The following is a 14,537-nucleotide window of genomic DNA, read 5'->3' on the forward strand; positions in this document are numbered from 1 at the left end:
ACATGGGCAGGTCGCAGACTCTGTCCGTGTCGGACCTCGCCGATAGGGTGAGGTCGGTACCCCAGCCACTCTCGTAGACCAGGAGAACTTCGCGCGTGTCAGTCCTTTCCAGCTTCGTGTGGAGCGTCGCCGATACACTTCGCGGCCCCTACTCCGAGGCCGAGTACGGCTCGGTCATCCTCCCGTTTACAGTGCTGCGGCGGCTGGAGTGCGTGATGGGTCCGCATCGCGAGGTCATGGCCGATATCGTCGCCGGCTACGAGGGCGAGCAACAGCGACGCACGCACCTGAAGCTGAAGACACGGACGGCCGAGAACCCGGGTCTCTCGTTCTGGACGACAAGCGACTACACGCTGAAGAAGGCCCTCGAAGATCCGGACAACCTCGCGGAGAATCTGATCGACTACGTCGGTGGGTTCTCGGCGAATCTTGACGTGTTCAATGCCTTCGACTTCGAGAACATTATCCGCACCCTGGACAGTCGCGACCGGCTGTCGCAGGTGACCCGGCACTTCGAGAGCATCGAGCTGTCGCCGGCCGTGGTGTCGAACGCGGACATGGGTGACCTGTTCGAGAACCTCATCTACCGGTTCGCCGAGTCGGCCAACGAGGGCGCTGGGCAGTTCTACACGCCGCGGGATGTCGTTCGGCTCCTTGTCGATCTCGTCTATGCAGACGACGCCGATGCGCTTCGGGGTCGTGGCACGGTCCGGTCGATCTACGACCCGACTGTCGGCACGGGCGGCATGCTCAGTGTCGCCGACGAGCACCTGCGCAGTTTCAGTCCGGGTGCGTCGACGGCGCTGTTCGGGCAGGAGATCAACACGCGCACCTATGCGATCTGCAAGGCCGACCTGCTGATCACTGGCCAGGACCCGTCGAACGTGCGACAGGGCGACACACTCGTCGTTGACCGGTTCGAGGACCGCCAGTTCGACTACGTCCTCTCGAACCCGCCGTTCGGTACCGATTGGAAGGCCGTCGAGTCGGACGTGAAAGCCGAGCACGACCGCGGTGGCCAAGGGCGCTTTACGCCGGGGCTGCCTGCCGTGGGCGATGCGGCGATGCTGTTTCTCCTGCACGTGGCCTCGAAGATGCGCGACGTCGACGAGACAGGCCGCGGTGGCAAAGCCGGCATCGTCCTGAACGGCTCGCCGCTGTTCAACGGTGGGGCAGGCTCGGGCCCGTCGGAGATCCGCGGACACATGCTCGAGAACGACCTCGTCGAGGCGATCGTGGCGCTGCCGAACGACATGTTCTACAACACCGGCATCGCGACCTACCTGTGGATCCTGTCGAACGCGAAGCCCGCGGATCGCAAGGACACGGTCCAGCTGATCGACGCGACGAAGCTCGGCACGAAGCTGCGCAAGTCGATCGGGTCGAAGAGGATGGAGATCCCCGACGCGCACCGCGACGCAGTTGTTCGGGCCTTCACTGGCACCTTGAGCGAGGACGACGTCGAGGTCCCGGTGAAGACGTTCCACAAGCGCGACTTCGCGTACTGGACGGTCACGGTCGAGCGCCCGCTGCAGCTGCGCTTCCAGTGCACGCCCGATGCGATCAGCGCCGTTGCAGAGCAGAAGACCCTGACTAAGGTCGACGGCCTTAGCGAGGCTCTCGAAGCGTTCGGTGACGAGGTCTATCTGAACCGGGAGACATTCGACAAGGCGATCGGCCGTCACCTCGGCGATCATGGCGTGCGGCTCACGCCGGCACAGCGCAAGAAGCTGTGGCAGACGATTGGCGTCCACGACGACACCGCCGACTACTGCCGCGTGCAGTCCGGCAAGAACAAGGGCGACCTCGAACCAGACCCCGCGCTGCGTGACACCGAGAACGTCCCGTTCGGCTGGGGCGATCATCCCAAGATGCACGAGGCGCGCGATGAGACCGTGCAAGCGTACTTCGATGCTGAGGTGAAGCCGCACGTCGCCGATGCGTGGATCGACTGGGACAAGACGAAGACCGGGTACGAGATCCCGTTCACCCGGCACTTCTACACGTACGAGCCGCCCCGGCCGCTCGAGGAGATCGACAAGGACCTCGAGCGCGTCGTCGGCGAGATCATGACACTGCTGCGGGAGGTGGAGTCGTGAGTGTCGTTGTTGAGGACCCTGTCGCTGATCGCGTGCAGAAGTGGCTGGGCGACATCCCGTCAGGGTGGTCGGGCGTGCGTCTGTTCGAGGTCGCGGACGCATGGACGAGCAACGTCGACAAGCACACAGTCGAGGGGCAGCCATCAGTAAGGCTCTGCAACTACGTGGACGTCTACAAGAACGCTTCTATTGTCGGCTCGCTCGACTTTATGGCCGCCACCGCAACCCGCGAACAGATCAGGAAGTTCCGCATCCGTCGAGGTGACACGCTCATCACCAAGGACTCGGAGACCGCCGACGACATCGGTGTCCCGGCGTTCGTCGAGTACGAGGCAAACGACCTCATCTGCGGGTACCACCTCGCCATCGTCCGGCCCTTCACAGGAAGAGTCGTTCCCAAGTTCCTCTACTGGGCGCTCGGCTCCGAGCCCATTGCGCGGCAGTGGGGCGTCATCGCGGCCGGCGTCACCCGCGTCGGGATCCGCAGCACTGATCTCAACAAGGTCACGATCCCGCTCCCAACTCTCGGCGAGCAGCGCGCCATCGCCGACTACCTGGACCAGGAGACGGCCCAGATCGACGCGCTCGTAGCGAAGCAGGAGGAGTTCGTCGGGCTGCTTCGGGAAAGGCGCTCACGCGCGCGGGAAGTGCTCGCCGACCGAGTGAACCACGGCGAGCGACTCCGCTGGTTCCTGTCTGAAATTGACCACCGTGCAGGAACACGGGCAGTGGATCTGCCGCTGTTGTCCGTCTCGATCGACTGGGGGGTTCGACGCCGGGAGGAAACCACGGAAAAACTCTCCCGAGCGGAGGACCTGGGTCATTACAAGAGCTGCCTCAAGGGTGACATCGTCGTGAATCGGATGCGCGCGTTCCAGGGCGCGCTCGGTGTGGCTCCGGAGGACGGAGTCGTGAGCCCGGATTACGCAGTCCTCAGGGTTGCTTCGGCAGTTGACTCGGACTGGCTGTCCGAGCTGATGCGGACGAAAGCGTTCGTCGGCGAGATCATCTTGCGTCTGCGCGGCATCGGAGGCATGGACAGCGGCAACGTGCGGACACCGCGGATCAACACCTCTGATCTGCTCAAGATCCGCGCGAACGTGCCTGATGAGGACATCCAGCGCACGGAACTCACGAACCTGGTCGCCGAGACCGCTCAGATCGACGCCCTGATCACCAGGGCCGAGGAGCACATCACCCTCGCCAAGGAGCGCCGCGCCGCGCTGATCACGGCGGCGGTGACGGGGCAGTTCGATGTGCGCACGGCACGGAAGGCAGCGTGAAGGCGATGGCAGCATTGGACGCAACGCGCGAGGAGAAGCTCGAGATCGAGATCGCCGAGCACCTCGGCAAGAACGGTTGGCTGTACAGTCCGAACGACGACGGCTACGACGCCGAGCGGGCGATCTGGCCCGAGGACGTGATCTGGTGGCTGAGTGAGACGCAGCCGGATGAGTACGCGAAGGTTGTGCGCGTCGGCACGGGTGCGGAGCAGGCCGATCGGGAGGCGTTGCTGTCGATGCTCGTCACCAGGCTCGATACTCCGATGAGTTCGGGCGGTGGGACGCTGAACGTGTTGCGTCGGAAGTTCTCGCACACACGTGGGGCGACGGCGCATTTCCGGATGTGCCAGTTCAAGCCCGCCACGACGTTGAACAAGACCGTGACCGAGCAGTACGAGAAGGTGCGGCTGCGTGTGGCCCGTCAGGTCTATTTCTCGCCGAAGCGCGGGGACAAGCGGTCGATCGACTTGGTGTTTTTCGTCAACGGGCTACCGGTCGCCACGTGCGAGTTGAAGTCGTTCTTCAAGCAGCAGTGGCGCACGGCGGTTACGCAGTACCGGAAGGATCGTGACCCGGCTGGTCAGCCGCTGCTCGGGTTCGGTACGCGTGCGCTGGTGCATTTCGCGGTCGACGACGACCAGGTGTACATGACCACGAAGCTGGCGGGGGAGAAGACGTATTTCCTGCCGTTCAACCGCGGCCATGACGACACCGGTGCCGCGGGGAACCCGGCCAACCCTTCGGGGCCCGCGACCTCGTACCTCTGGGAGGAGGTTCTGCAGCGCGACAACTTCCTGTCGGTCCTTGGCTCGCAGATGTTCCTGAAGACCGATGTCGACGAGGATCCGGCGACGGGAAAAATCACGCGGTCGACGGCGCTGATGTTCCCGCGCTATCACCAGTGGCGTGCGGTGAGGAAGCTCGTCGGCGCGATCGGTGACGACGGCCCGGGGCAGCGGTATCTGATCGAGCACTCCGCGGGGTCGGGGAAGACGAACACGATCGCGTGGACGGCGCACCGGCTTGCGCGCCTGCACGACCAGTCGAACGAGAAGGTGTTCGACAAGGTCATCATCGTCTCGGATCGCCGTGTCCTGGATGCCCAGCTGCAGCAGGCGGTGGAGCAGGTCGACGACACCGGCGGCAGCGTCGCGGTGATCGACTCGGCGGCTGTGCGCCGGTCCGGGGGCTCGAAGTCGCGCGCGCTGCTGGACGCGCTGACCGGGTCGTCGCTGATCATCGTCGTCACGTTGCAGACCTTCCCGTTCGTGAAGGACCTGCTGGAGACGAAGCTCGGCACGAAGAACTTCGCGGTGATCGTCGATGAGGCCCACACGTCCCAGTCGGGCAAGACCGCTGCGGAGCTGAAGAGCGTGCTCACCGAAGGCGGCGAGGTCGCCGATGACGGCGAGTTCGACGGCCAGGACGTGATCAACCAACTCGTCGAGTCAGACGTGACCCGCGAACGCCAGATCGCGGCGGAGACGGCGGCGCGTGCCGGGGCGCGGAACGTGTCGCTGCTGGCGTTCACGGCGACGCCGAAAGCGAAGACGAAGCAGCTGTTCGGTCGTACGGGCGAGGACGGCAAGCCGGTCTCGTTCGACGTGTACCCGATGCGGCAGGCGATCGAGGAGGGCTTTATTCTCGACGTGCTGCGCGGGTACCAGACGTACCGGACGGCGTTCGAAATCGAACAGCAGGGCAAGGCAGGCATCGCGACGGGCATCGGCCCCGACGATGACGACCTTCTTGTGGATCCGAAGACGGCGACGCGGAAGATCATGCGCTTCGCGAACCTGCATCCGACGAACATCGGCCAGAAGGTCGAGATCATCGTCGAGCACTTCCAAGCCAACGTCGCGCACCTGCTGGACGGGCACGCGAAGGCTATGGTCGTCACCGATTCGCGCCAGGCTGCGCTGCGGTACAAGATCGAGACTGACAAGTACCTCAAGCAGCGTGGGTATGCGTATCAGTCGATCGTCGCGTTCAGCGGCAACTTGAGCGACGAGGACTATGGCATCGAGGATGCGACCGAGGCGTCGCTGAACCCCGGCGTCGGGTCCGACCTCGCACGCGAGTTCCGTCGCCCCGAGTACCGGCTCATGATCGTCGCCGACAAGTTCCAGACGGGCTTCGATCAGCCGCTGCTGTGCGCGATGTACGTGGACAAGAAGCTCCCGGACGTGCACGCGGTGCAGACGTTGTCGCGCCTGAACCGTAAGTATCGTGCGCCGTCGGGCGAGATGAAGGACCGCACGTTCGTGCTCGACTTCGTCAACGATCCCGACGATATCCACGAGGCGTTCTTGATGTACTACCTCGAGGCACACGTGGAGAAGGAAACCGACCCGAACCACGTGCATGTGCTGGCGACGAAGCTCGCGCAGGCCCGGATCTACACGCCGAACGACGTCGAACGCTATGCGGAAGCCTGGTGGGCGCGGAAACAGTCGCACGCCGCGCTGGCCGCGGCTGTGACGCCCGCGCGCGACGAGTTCGTCGCGCGCTGGAATGATGCGCAGGCCGACGAAGACAGTGAGGCGCTTGACGAGCTGCGCACGTTCCGGAAGGACTGCGGCTCGTACGTCCGGTTGTACGACTTCATGTCACAGGTCGTGGATTACGGCACGAGCGATCTGGAGAAGCTCGCCGAGTTCCTGCGCCAGCTGGTGCGGCTGCTGCCGACCGACGGTGCTGATCCGGATGTGGACGTGTCGGGGCTGGAGATGCGGCGCGTCCGCCAGATCGACCAGGGCAAGGCCGACATCGCGTTGTCGGGCGACCAGACGACGCCGGGTCTGCAAGGCATCACGGGCGTCGGATCGCACGTGTCGCGCCAGGACCCGCAGCAGGCGCTGCTGTCGGAAGTGGTGTCGAAGATCAACGAGCTGTTCGGCTCCGAGTTCGCCGACCCGCAGATCGAAGGCTTCGTCCGTGCGGCGGCCGGCATGGCCGAAGAGGACACACGGATCGCTGACCAGATCGACCACAACGCCCTCGACCAGTTCATGTCCTCGCCCGAGCTGCGCGAGACCCTCACTGACGCCGCGGTGCTCAACGAGGGGGCATTCGGAAAGCTCACTGGTGCGCTCACGGGTGAGAGCGACCGTGCTGATGAGTTCATCCGCCTGATCGGGGAGTATCTGTACCGGTCGCGAAGGTGGCGGATGGGCGATGACGAGGACAGCCAAGACAGTCAGGAAAGGTAAGATATGGCGACCGGGAGTCAGCGATACCGCAAGCACAAGGTCTGGGAGACCCTGGATCTCAAGCTGGACGCTGTCAAAGGGGCCCGGTACGGCGACGCGAACCTCGAGCAGAAGCGCAAGGACCTCGTTGAGTGGCTCTCCGAAGCCAAGAAGACGAAGCTTGCCCAGCAGCCCGCACTGTATCTCAGCGCCCTCGACGAGGTGGGGCAAGCCCTCAACGAGCTGCAGACCGGTGACAACGAGTTCCGGCAGTACGCGGGCGTCCAGTACCAGCCGCAGAACCCTCAGCGTATCTGGCGGCTGCAGGCGGCGCTGCGCGCGCTGCCCCTGCCACCGCCGAAGGAGCTGAAGGAGACCTACGTCGAGCTCCTTGACCAGCAGATCAAGTTCAGCACCGCCCGGCTCGACGAACTGGAGCAGAAAGTCAAGGAGACCGAGACGGTTCTCCATGAGCGGCTCGAGAAGCTGAATGACCTCGACCAGGACCTCGACACCCTGCGCTCCGAGATCGCAACGGAGCGCGGGAAGATCGCCGAGGTCAGCGCCGCGGCCGAGACCAAGATCGATGTGGAGTGGACTGAGGCACTCAGCGGATGGCAAAAGGACCGTGCCTCGACGGACGAAAAGCACGACGCTCAGGCCCTTCAGCATGTCACGACCCTCGCTGCTACGGCGAAGACCGGGAACGCGCTCGCTGAGCATGCCGCGGGTGACCTTAGCGCGGCCGACTGGAACGGACGCGCGAAGCGTGAGCGTCGAGCCGCGCAGTGGATCCGTGCCGGTGCCGTTGCTGCGTTCGCGCTCGCGGGCGCTGTCGGCTGGTTCATCGTCAGCGAGGCCCTTGACAACGACTTCGACCTCACGCTTGGCGACGGGGTGCTCCGGTCGACTGTTGCCCTGGTCATCGCGGCGTTCGGCGCGTTGCTCTTGCGTGAAGCAGGTCGGCATTTTCGCGAGGCCGACACCGCGGAGGATGTCGCGCTCTCACTGCAGGCTCTCGCACCGTTCTATGCGGGATCCAAGGAGGACGTGCGGCTCGATGCGCGGAAACAGGTTGGCGATGCCGTGCTCGTGAGAAACGTGCTTTCCCGATTCGCTCACCGCGACGCAGCGAAGCACGCTCTCGAGATCAACCCAACCGAGTTGCCCGCACTGGTCGACGACGCTACTAGGGCGCTACGCGGCGGGCCTGGGCAATCGCAGGCCTGACATTGCGTGGTTGTATTCTTCAACGCCTGTCGCGTTAGACGAGATGACACGGGCACCAACCGAGATCACTATGACCCTGACCCTCGATCCCATCCTCCGCAGCGCGGGGATCGATCCCACTGATATCCAGGCGATCCGACACGCCTTCGTCGAGAGGCACGAGGACACCGGTGAGTCCGGCATCCATCTCGACTCCACCGACGACGAGGTCCTCGCGTACACGGCGAACCAGTCCGCGAGCACGAGGAAGTTCCCCGCGGATCCCCCTCGCTTCTGGCTCGTGTTCATCCGAGAGGGCGGTGACCGCGCGCGGCTGTGGTCTGTCGTCGAGAACCGGGGCGAGACGTCGAGCGACGGTCTTCGACGCACCTTCGACCTCGAGATATCCGATCACCTGGCCGACCTGAGGAACCGGCTCGTCATCGGATGGAGGTCGCCGCGAGCACGGCGTCTCAACGGCCCAACCGCTGCCCGCTATCCGGTGGTGGAGGTCGCGGATGCGAAGCCGATCCCGTTCCCGGGCTTCGATCGCATCGTCCTCGATCACGAGCGCCTCCAGGCGGTGATGCGTGAGCACCGCTACGCCGGATGGCGCACCGCCCTCTCCTCCGTCGCGGGCATCTACCTGATCACGGACACCAGCGACGGTCGTCAGTACGTCGGAAAGGCCGACGGCGCGGAGAGCCTCCGGCAGCGCTGGAGCGCATACGCAGCCAACGGGCACGGCGGCAGCGTCGAGCTGCGTGGCCTCGATCCGTCGAGCTTCCGCTTCTCGATCCTGCGCGTGTTCGATCCGGTGACGCCGACGTGGGAGGTCGACGAGGCCGAAAGTCACTTCAAGCACATCCTGGACACCTGGAAGCACGGGCTGAACCGGAACTGGTCAGCGAGCGAGAAGAGAGGCATGGCCATGGACGTCACAACGCATAGAGGAAGCCACGAACGATGACCGACGAAGAGCCGGTCGAGCGAGCGAAGTGCAGCGAGACAGGTTGCGACCTCGCGGACGCGCATGACCACTATTCTCGCTTTATCTTCCTTCTCCCGGAGCTCATCGGTCTGGAGGACCGATTCGAGAGCGTGCAGGTGTACCACAGTAGCGCTGGCGACCAGCGCCCAACTTTTGCGCGACTGACCGTCCATCAGGTGGAGACACCGGTGTCCGCTTCACTCGCAGCCGCGGACCACTGCACGGCGATTGTCGCATCGCGCGTAGGGCTATATCGCCAGCAAAAAGAACCAACGGATTCCGGTGACTCACCAACCGAGCTGCGCTCGGTCGCAGATGTGATCACACGCGTGTGCTCACCGACAAACCCACCCGTAGGTTGGGATGGAGCGCCAGCGAATCTTGGTCCGCACGAAGATGCGTTTATGCGAGCACTGCATGCAACCCGAACGGTTGTGAGAGCAGCGAATCTCATCGGAGATGGACGCCCAGCGGTCGAACCGACTTATGAACGCATGCCCCCGATCGTAGTGAAAGCGAACTCCGTATGCGACGCTCCTCCCTCTCTAGAAACGGCCATCGGGGCCGTTGACGAGCTGGAGTGGCCGGACATCGGAATCATGATCCTCGAGAACAGGAACTTCCCTGACGCTGCGGCCGAACCCACCAGCCGAGAGGTGTTCGATATCTGGCTAAAGCATGCTGCTGGGCGAACGCCAACCGTTCATGCGCGCGAGAAACTTGTCGAAGCCCGACGTCTTATTCACTATGAAGGCGAGTATGCGGCAGGAGTGACGATTGCAGCGACTGCTGTGGAAGTGCTGTGCGATGCGGTGCTGTCCGCGCTTCTCTGGGAGTCCGCGTTCAGTGATCCTACTTGTGATCTAGAACAAGCGCTCAAAGAGGCCGCATCAGTATTCTCGAACGACGTCACACCCTTGAAGCGCGCGACCAGCGAACTGGCACCCCGCCTGGGCGGTGACTGGACAAGCGAGAAGAGCCCCTGGAAAGAGCATCGCGGATGTGTCGCTGCGCTCAGGAATCGAATCGTTCACGCAGGATATGAACCTGCGCGACAGGAAGCGCTCGAGGTTCTTCAGAAAGCGCATGACACGCAGCATTTCATCATCACGCGACTGGCGGCACGGGCGAAGGATCATCCGCGGGTGACATATCTGTTCGTAGGGAAAGAAGGCCTTGAGAAGCGTGGTCAGTACTCGCATCATATGAAGACCTTCTTTGAAGAAACTGTGTTTCAGGAACCCTCGTGCGTCGAGTCGTTTACTGGATGGCACCAGGCGCTGATAGACATAGTGAACGAGCAATGAGGTGAGTCGGTGCTTCGGGGCGACCCGAGCATCACGCCAGCGTAGCGGTGTCCTTGAGGTGGATGACATGGAGCTGATAGGTGGGACCAATGCGTTGCGTGGCGACGCGTTCAGGCCTTTTCCTACTTTCTTGCAAACCGTACGCTCATAGCGGAGGAAGGGCGGGAAGGCTCGCAAAGTCGTTGTCGTGACATTCACGGACGGGCCGCCAGCGATTCCTCGCTGACAGGCAATCGGCAGTGGGTGTGGGGCTGAGTTAGAGTGGAAGGCGCAGCAGCCGCGCAGTCACTACTTGGAGGTGGTCGACGACAGGTTCTTCAGCTCGCGCGAGCGGCAACTCTCAATCCTCTACTTCCCAATGATGAGTGCAGAGATCGGATACGGCCTTCATGCTGGTGCGAAAAGCGAGCCATCTGCGAGTTGAAATCTCGCCGGTCTCAAGGTACTCGTCTGCGGTATCTGCCGTCTCGGTGGCGAGACTTGCTATCAACATCTCTATGTCGCTTCCGCCCGTGTCGCCGACGTCGAGTGCCTCGTCACCGAGCGTAAAGGCGAGCTTTTGCAGTGCCGCTCCGTACTCTTCTGGCGTTGGCGACTCGCGTGTTGCATCCCCGAATTCGCCGACGGCGATATTGGATGCGACGCAAGCAGCAGCCTTGTTCATTGCTTGCGTCACAGCGGGATTCGGGGTGCTAGCAGGCTCAGCTGGCTGGGAGGTTGCCAGAGGTGTTCGCTCTTCTGAAGCCAGAGCTGAGCAACCAACGGACGCGACCAGCAGTCCGCAGGTGAGCGAGAGGCTCAGACCCACACGCAACGTCCGCGATATCACGAGCTCAATATTATGGTCTTGCCTCGATCTTTCGCCCGTTCGAGAGGGCGTGTCTGCTTTCGTCTCCAGGCTTGAGGAGTGACTCTGTCGCCGAGGTGTGACGAACGGCCGGGTACCCGTCGTGCGCGACAGTCCTCCAGCTCGGGGCCCTCTGGGTCGCGGTGGGTGGACGATGCGAGGGCAACAGATTTCAGGAGTGGGCGCGCACCTGCTCGATCCCGGAGGGTCGAACGGCGTTTTCTATGACGGCGAGAGCCACTACTACATCGACGGCGCAGTCGAGATGACCGGGCAATTGAATGTTCTGCGGTACGACGTGGCGACCAGGGTTCACGAGGGAGTCACAGTCGGCTAATGCGGCCTTCTGCCGCGCGGCCATATTGCGCGCATCTCGGCGCGCTCGCATGCCTGGTGACGTCCACGGGTCAGCCTTCTTCGGTCAACGCGGCGTTGATGCAGTCCCAGACGCGGTGAGTGGCCTCCGAGTTGGTCATGCGACAAAGGTGGGGGAGAGCTCGGGAAACCTCGCCTCCCAGGCCTTGCGGATGTACTCGGGGAGACCGAGGGCGCTCCAGAGCCTGATCAGACTGCCACGATCCACGTACTCGGCGAGTTTGGCAGTGAGTGGGCCGCGCGCAGCACGATGCGGAGCATTGCGCAGAGTTCTTTGTCATCATCCAGGTCGAACGGGTCCGGAGGGTTCCACAGCAGGTGGTTCGGCAGGGTGACCTCCCCGGTCGTCGGCCCATGCAGGTCGTCGAGGGAGTCAGCGACGACGAACGAGGGTGTATACGACACGTGGTCCATGATGATCGCTCCCTCCGGCATGTTGACCCGGTTGCCAACTTGCCCATGAGTACGAGCTCTCGCGGAGCTGCTGCTGGTCCGAACTGACCTGGCGCATGGTTCTGGTCATTGCTGTTCGCATGTTGCTCCTCCGGTCTCCTGTGCGGGACCCCGCTGCGCACGGTTGATGCCGGCGGTCCAAGTGCGACCACAGCGCGGCTCGCGGCAGTCTGATCGCGTGGTCGACGCCATGTAGAGGAAGGCCGTGGGCGAGCACCAAGTCTCGGCTGGCTCCGGCTTCGTTCATCTCAATGTTGTCGTGAACGACGGTGTCGTGTGTCCAGTCGACGAGCATGAGGGTACTGATGGATGCCTCCACGAAGTGGTGCAGGTCCTCCGAATGCTGTTGCTAGTCCTCGTCGGCACTCGCGTCGAGAACGACCGAAGGTGACACCGCCAGCTGTTTCGCCAATGCGTCCACGGAATCGAGCGTGAGGTTCCTCTCACCGCGTTCGACGCCGGCGAGGTATCGCGGCGTCACCTGGAGCTGTTCCGCGAGCTGTTCTTGTGTGAGCCCGCGAGCACGGCGCAGTGCGCGCAGCTGCGCACCGAGCGACGATTTGAGAGCTTCAGAAGGCACTACTCAACCGTCGAATGAGGAATCTATGACTACCAGGTACTCATCAGTTCCACTATGCTCGATATCGCGCTATTGCTGGGGGAGGAAGAGCAGTCGCATCATGACCGAGAAGAATGACGTCGCCGTGTGGCGGCCAGGACGAATCGCACGAGCCCTCATTGCTTCGGCCCGAACCTCGGGCCGAATACAGGGATCCAGAGGCACATCAGGATGCACGCGATGACCGCCGGCAACCGCGCGCAGTTGGAGGAACGTCTCGCGCTGCTGCACAACCTCTTGTCTCAAGCCCAGGAGATACCGGCGCGAGTGGATGCGATCTACGCTCACCACGCACGTCGGTATCTGCCGTTCCGTGACAAGTGGGGCGGTGGGGCTTACATCGGCCTCGTGCTCGCTGGCACGCTCGCGCTGTACGTGGTGCTGGCGATCTTCGTCTTCGGAGCGCTGATGATCCTTGCGCTCATCGACGCTGTGGACGGCCAGTCGCCCGGCCGGACGTGGCTCACGGACGTGCCGCTCATGCAGCTGGCGCTTCTGGTCGCGTTCGCACTATCGTTCTTCGTTGCAGCGTTCGCGGTGAAGCGCCACAACGCCCGACTCGTTCGCGCGAACGAGAAGATCGCGGCGCAGAACGAGCAGATCGCGCAGCAGATCCAGCGCGACATCACTCCTGAGATGCAGTCCCTGGACAACCAGCTCAAGACAGTGCAGAGGCAGTACCGGAGCGAGCGGTTCGCCGACTGGTTCCCCGAGACGTATCAGACGCTTGAGGATGTCGCGGCGTGCTGGCAGCTCGTGCACGATCATCAGGCGTCGACCGTCCAAGAGGTGATCAACGTGTATCGGCAGGAGCTGCACAACCAGTATCTGCGCGATGCCGCCGACGCGCAGCTCGCCGAGCAGCAGCGCACGGCGCGCGCGGTGATGCTCGGGAACGTCATCAACGCCGCGGGTCACGCCGCCACGATCGGCACGATCCGTGACGAAGGGGCGGCCACGCGCGCAGCGATGCCGCGCGTCGAGTAGGCCGCCGTGCATATGACAAAGCCCCCTGACGCGCGCTGCGCGACGGTGAACCGGCCCTGCAGATAACCGGCCTGAAAGACACACACCACAGACCCGAGCGACCGCTGCGTCGCTGTCCATTGAAGAGAGGTAAGAGCGAACAGGAGTACACATGGCAACGCGCTATATCGTGGTGTCGGACCTGAGTGGAGAGTACGAGGCAGAGTCGGTACGAGTCGGATTCGACGGCACGTGGTACGAGCTGGACGCGACAGAGTCGGAGCGAGTCGAGCTCGAGAAGACGCTGCGGCCGTATCTCCAGGTGGGACGGAAGTCGACTTCCACCTCGTCTCGGACTCCGACGGCGCGCGTCGTGCCGCCGATGCGCCATCGCGAGCGTGCGGCGATCCGCGAGTGGGCACGGGGGCAGGGCTTCACCATCGCAGATCGCGGGCGGATCCCATACCGGATCTGGCGCGCGTACCAGGAGGCTGCTGTCACGGTTCAGTAGACGATCTGCGGAACGGCACGTGACGGTCTCGCGAGTTCGTCAGGCGTCCGACTTCTCCAGCCCGAGCGTCTGGTGGCGTGTTATCGGCTTTGAAGTCCTGTACGGAGGTCATAGCGGCACGCGACGCCGCGCCCTCCGGCGCAGTGACGGCACGGCTATCACTGCGCCGGAGGGCGCGGCGTCGTGCGGTCGACGATTCAGGAGTCGATGAGCATGTCTTGAGCCGCCATGCGGATCTTGGCCGCCAACTCAACCACGAGCCGATTCACGTCGATGTCGTGCCCATCGTGCCACGCGTGGATCGACGCTTCGTCGACGTCGACGTCACGGTCTCTTCCGGCAGTGCCGGCAATGCGCACGACGAGTCGTTCCTTCTGCTCGACCGGTTCGAACTCGACCGGTTCGTCGAGTTCGAACGAGCGCTCCGTTTCGCGGATCGCAGCCCTCGTGACGTTGATCGCGTTGATGGCGAAGAGCTCGCCGATCATTGCACGTTCCGGGACGGGTCGATGATGCTCTGGGCCTTGTGCGCGAAGCAAACGACCGCGATGTACTCCAGCGTGGTCAGCACTGACCGTCGGATCGGGTTCGCAGTCGCTACCGCATTCAGCGCACGTGCAAGAGCTGTTGTGCTCGAATCCGAAGGGGGCGATGCTCATGGTTCGACCCGACGTCGACTCGGACTG

12 protein-coding genes are annotated in these 14,537 nt (G+C 63.4%); 8 read left to right on the forward strand and 4 right to left on the reverse strand.

Annotated features, from left to right (window positions below):
• Positions 1-95 precede the first annotated feature (95 nt).
• The 6 genes from DZG09_RS09885 to DZG09_RS16600 all read left to right on the forward strand — a co-directional run bounded on the left by DZG09_RS09885 (position 96) and on the right by DZG09_RS16600 (position 10,080).
• Positions 96-2,099 (forward strand): type I restriction-modification system subunit M, encoded by a 2,004-nt coding sequence (locus DZG09_RS09885; RefSeq protein WP_119697582.1) that lies wholly within the window; start codon positions 96-98, stop codon positions 2,097-2,099.
• Positions 2,096-3,382, forward strand: coding sequence for a restriction endonuclease subunit S (locus tag DZG09_RS09890; RefSeq protein WP_119697583.1), 1,287 nt, complete (start codon positions 2,096-2,098; stop codon positions 3,380-3,382). The genes DZG09_RS09885 and DZG09_RS09890 overlap by 4 nt, the downstream gene beginning before the upstream one ends.
• A 5-nt stretch (positions 3,383-3,387) precedes the next feature.
• Positions 3,388-6,594 (forward strand): type I restriction endonuclease subunit R, encoded by a 3,207-nt coding sequence (locus DZG09_RS09895; RefSeq protein ID WP_119697969.1) that lies wholly within the window; start codon positions 3,388-3,390, stop codon positions 6,592-6,594.
• A 3-nt stretch (positions 6,595-6,597) separates the two neighbouring features.
• The gene (locus DZG09_RS09900) at positions 6,598-7,803 is read left to right on the forward strand and encodes a hypothetical protein (RefSeq protein ID WP_119697584.1); all 1,206 of its coding nucleotides are present in this window, start codon (positions 6,598-6,600) and stop codon (positions 7,801-7,803) included.
• Between the two features lie 70 nt (positions 7,804-7,873).
• Positions 7,874-8,752 carry a GIY-YIG nuclease family protein gene (locus tag DZG09_RS09905; RefSeq protein WP_119697585.1) on the forward strand — a complete coding sequence of 293 codons (879 nt, stop codon included), beginning with the start codon at positions 7,874-7,876 and terminating at the stop codon, positions 8,750-8,752.
• Positions 8,749-10,080, forward strand: a complete 1,332-nt coding sequence (locus DZG09_RS16600; RefSeq protein ID WP_162893261.1) for a hypothetical protein — start codon at positions 8,749-8,751, stop codon at positions 10,078-10,080. Before DZG09_RS09905 ends, DZG09_RS16600 begins: the two co-directional genes overlap by 4 nt.
• Before the next feature lie 340 nt (positions 10,081-10,420).
• Here DZG09_RS16600 and DZG09_RS09915 read toward each other — a convergent pair whose 3' ends face one another.
• The 3 genes from DZG09_RS09915 to DZG09_RS09925 form a co-directional block, all read right to left on the reverse strand.
• Positions 10,421-10,756 (reverse strand): hypothetical protein, encoded by a 336-nt coding sequence (locus DZG09_RS09915; protein ID WP_162893262.1) that lies wholly within the window; start codon positions 10,754-10,756, stop codon positions 10,421-10,423.
• Between the two features lie 735 nt (positions 10,757-11,491).
• The gene (locus tag DZG09_RS09920; RefSeq protein ID WP_162893263.1) at positions 11,492-11,707 is read right to left on the reverse strand and encodes a hypothetical protein; all 216 of its coding nucleotides are present in this window, start codon (positions 11,705-11,707) and stop codon (positions 11,492-11,494) included.
• Positions 11,708-12,104: 397 nt separating this feature from the next.
• On the reverse strand, positions 12,105-12,335 hold the full coding sequence (locus DZG09_RS09925; protein WP_119697589.1) for a helix-turn-helix domain-containing protein: 231 nt from the start codon (positions 12,333-12,335) through the stop codon (positions 12,105-12,107).
• 219 nt (positions 12,336-12,554) lie between these two features.
• On the opposite strand from DZG09_RS09925, the gene DZG09_RS09930 reads away from it, so the two are divergent.
• Both DZG09_RS09930 and DZG09_RS09935 read left to right on the forward strand, forming a co-directional pair.
• Entirely contained in the window at positions 12,555-13,361 is an 807-nt protein-coding gene (locus DZG09_RS09930; protein WP_119697590.1) for a hypothetical protein, read from the forward strand.
• A 151-nt stretch (positions 13,362-13,512) separates the two neighbouring features.
• The gene (locus DZG09_RS09935) at positions 13,513-13,851 is read left to right on the forward strand and encodes a histone-like nucleoid-structuring protein Lsr2 (protein ID WP_119697591.1); all 339 of its coding nucleotides are present in this window, start codon (positions 13,513-13,515) and stop codon (positions 13,849-13,851) included.
• 197 nt (positions 13,852-14,048) lie between these two features.
• Here the strand turns inward: DZG09_RS09935 and DZG09_RS16605 are convergent, their stop codons facing one another.
• Positions 14,049-14,510, reverse strand: coding sequence for a hypothetical protein (locus DZG09_RS16605; RefSeq protein ID WP_162893264.1), 462 nt, complete (start codon positions 14,508-14,510; stop codon positions 14,049-14,051).
• Between the last annotated feature and the right edge of the window lie 27 nt (positions 14,511-14,537).

The organism is Microbacterium halotolerans, assembly GCF_003569805.1.
GTDB classification, from domain to species: domain Bacteria; phylum Actinomycetota; class Actinomycetes; order Actinomycetales; family Microbacteriaceae; genus Microbacterium; species Microbacterium halotolerans.

Excerpts from the sequence above, each read along its gene's own strand:
- DZG09_RS09895 (WP_119697969.1), top strand. The coding sequence starts at position 3,388 with ATGGCAGCATTGGACGCAACGCGCGAGGAGAAGCTCGAGATCGAGATC.
- DZG09_RS09900 (WP_119697584.1), top strand. The coding sequence starts at position 6,598 with ATGGCGACCGGGAGTCAGCGATACCGCAAGCACAAGGTCTGGGAGACC.
- DZG09_RS09905 (WP_119697585.1), top strand. The coding sequence starts at position 7,874 with ATGACCCTGACCCTCGATCCCATCCTCCGCAGCGCGGGGATCGATCCC.
- DZG09_RS16600 (WP_162893261.1), top strand. The coding sequence starts at position 8,749 with ATGACCGACGAAGAGCCGGTCGAGCGAGCGAAGTGCAGCGAGACAGGT.
- DZG09_RS09930 (WP_119697590.1), top strand. The coding sequence starts at position 12,555 with ATGACCGCCGGCAACCGCGCGCAGTTGGAGGAACGTCTCGCGCTGCTG.
- DZG09_RS09935 (WP_119697591.1), top strand. The coding sequence starts at position 13,513 with ATGGCAACGCGCTATATCGTGGTGTCGGACCTGAGTGGAGAGTACGAG.
- DZG09_RS16605 (WP_162893264.1), bottom strand. The coding sequence starts at position 14,510 with ATGAGCATCGCCCCCTTCGGATTCGAGCACAACAGCTCTTGCACGTGC.